At 70.3% G+C, this 2541-nt stretch carries 2 protein-coding genes; one reads left to right on the forward strand and one right to left on the reverse strand.

Features of this window, described 5'->3' with window-relative positions; translation table 11 throughout:
* Positions 1 to 113 precede the first annotated feature (113 nt).
* Positions 114 to 1316 (reverse strand): patatin-like phospholipase family protein, encoded by a 1203-nt coding sequence (locus tag ACTIGN_RS17910; protein ID WP_439626266.1) that lies wholly within the window; start codon positions 1314 to 1316, stop codon positions 114 to 116.
* Positions 1317 to 1840: 524 nt separating this feature from the next.
* On the opposite strand from ACTIGN_RS17910, the gene ACTIGN_RS17915 reads away from it, so the two are divergent.
* Complete coding sequence (locus ACTIGN_RS17915) at positions 1841 to 2371, forward strand: hypothetical protein (protein ID WP_439626268.1); 531 nt, start codon at positions 1841 to 1843, stop codon at positions 2369 to 2371.
* Positions 2372 to 2541 lie beyond the last annotated feature (170 nt).

Here is a 2541-nt window from a genome sequence, read left to right on the forward strand (position 1 = left end):
AGCGAGCCGCTTGGGCGAGTCGGGCGCGTCAGCGACCGGAGAGCCGTTGCTCCGGTCGCTGACGCTCCCGGCTCGCCAAAACCCGAAATCTCACCCCGCCACCCCCCCACCGTCTATCGCTGTTTCGGGTACTGGGCGACGCGGACCGGCGGCGGGTTGCACAGGTCGGGCGGGGCGAACTGCCACACGGGGCCCGCCAGCCCGTCCCGCTCGCCCTCGCGGTACAGCTTCTGCATCTCGCCCTGGTCGATGCTGATGAGGGTCTCGGCGTCCACGTCCAGGTCCTGCCGCAGGGCCGTCACGTGGAACCGCATCCCGGCCAGGACCGCCTGCCCGTGCAGGTTCCCGAGTTCGGACCGGCACCCGGCGTACATGACCGACTCGGTCGTCGCGCCCAGGATCGGCAGCACCCGCTGGCGGACCGGCGCGCCGTCGGCGTACAGCTTCCCGGCGACCACCGCGTACAGGTTCCCGGTCGCCCCCGGGACGACCGGCTGCCCCGCCCCCGCGGCCGCCGCCCGGAACACGTTGGTCGGCACGAACAACTGCGACGTGACCCCGCCGTCGGTGTGCAGCTCGGTCACCGGCCGCCCGTCCGGGCCGGGCACGCAGAACGGCACCGGCGGGAACATCCCGGGGACCGCGCACGACGCCAGGAGCACGTCGCGGAACAGGGCCGCGCCGCCGGGCAGCCCGGCGATGTGCCCCATGTCCCACACCACGAGCCGCCGGGTGGTGAGGTTCGTCGTCGCCACGTACAGCCGGCGGCCCTTCTGGTGCTCCGCGGCCACCTCCCGGAGCAGCGCCGGGGTGATCTGCGACTCGATCAGCCTCTTGAGCGGGGCCGACGACGCGACCGCGTCCTTGAACGGGATCGTCACCCACGCCCGGATCCGGAACACGTCCTCGGCCCGCACGCCGGTGTAGAGGGCCATCGCCACGCCGTCGTACTCGGCCCCGAGGAACGCGTACGGGGCGACCAGCGACCCGACGCTCACCCCGGTCACGGTGTCGAACTCGGGCCGCGTCCCGGCCCGGGACCACCCGGACAGGAACCCGGTCGAGTACGCCCCGTACAGCCCGCCGCTCGACAGCGCCAGCACGTTCCGCTGCGGCCGCATCCCCTCCTCCGCCCCGGGGCCGCAGCACAGGACCGCCCCCGGCGGGACGACCTGCGGCTCCTCGGCCGGGGCCAGCGACTGGCGGATCGACAGCGGCCGCCGCCCGCCGTACGGGTGGCAGCCGGCCGCGACCGCCGCCAGCACCAGGAGGGCCGCAAGCACGGTCGTCGGACGGTGGAGCAGGGTGCGGACCATGCCGGCGACGTACCCGAACCCGGGGTGCGGGTCAACCCGCGTTCGGGTGCGACGCGAACCCGGCGGGACCGGTGCGCGGCCCGGAACCCGTGTTGGAACGGGCGAATGAGCGACCATCCGAAATGCGTCGCCCGTCGGAGGAACCTTGTAGCAGAGTGGTACGAGATCACGAATCGCAAGGGCAGATTCGCCAGATAACCCAAGATAACCAGATTACCCCGAACACCCTCCCTTTCCAAGTTCCGGGTACGATCACGGCCAGAAGTGTCCAGATTCGTTTTCTCTCGCCGTCACATTTTATCCAATGGGACATATTTGCCAGGAATTGGCTTCCTGCCCCCGGCAACATCGTCTATATATTGTCATCCCTGTCCTTACTGTGGACAGGGACTTCACCAGTGGTGTGCTTCAGGAGGTTCAACAGGATGATGGTCACCACGACTCTAGCCGTAGTCGCCCTGGCTGGGGCTCTGGGCACGGGTGCGAGCCCGTCGCCAAGCTGGCAAACGGACTATGCCCACGCGATGGCCGACGCCGCCGCGAAGCAGAAGCCGATCGCCGTGTTCATCGGAGAAGGCGCGGGCCGGCCCACGAAGATGCTCGCCGATGGCACGATTCCCGAAGCCGCCGCCAAGGTGCTCCGCGACAGTTACGTGTGCCTGTACGTCGACACCGCGACCGGGTCCGGGAAGGACCTGGCCGGCAAGTTCGAGATCAGCGAGGGGCTGATCATCAGCAGTCCGGGCGGAAACGTCCAGGCGCTCCGCCACACCGGCTCGGTCGCCTCGGTGGACCTGAACCGGCACCTGAGCCAGTTCGCCACCGCCGGCCAGCCGGTCACCACGGTCGTCACCGGCCTCCAGCCGGCCGCCCGGGTCATCGTGAGCGGGTGCGCCAACGGCCAGTGCAACCTGTCGTACTCGTACCCGGCCGCGACCTACTCGGCCCCGGCGGCCGGCCAGGTCGTCGGCGGGACCGTGGTGTACCCCGCGGGGTACACGGTGAACCCGTTCGGCAGTTCGTGCCCGAACGGCCGCTGCCCGAACGCCCGCTGAGTGCGGGCCGGGTGACCGGCCAGAAGTAAAGCAGCCCCGGCGGACGCGCCGGGGCTGTCTTCGTTTGTGTGGCGAGCGGCGCTAACCAACGGTCGCCGCACGTGATCAGACCGGATCTGTTGGGTTCGTATGGGTCCGGGCCCGAGCGCCGAGCGAGGGTCAACGTGAAC

It is taken from the genome of Gemmata sp. (assembly GCF_051859125.1).
Taxonomy (GTDB): domain Bacteria; phylum Planctomycetota; class Planctomycetia; order Gemmatales; family Gemmataceae; genus Gemmata.

Bases quoted from the DNA above. Each gene is read 5' to 3' on its own strand.
- ACTIGN_RS17910 (WP_439626266.1), bottom strand. From the start codon at position 1,316: ATGGTCCGCACCCTGCTCCACCGTCCGACGACCGTGCTTGCGGCCCTC.
- ACTIGN_RS17915 (WP_439626268.1), top strand. From the start codon at position 1,841: ATGGCCGACGCCGCCGCGAAGCAGAAGCCGATCGCCGTGTTCATCGGA.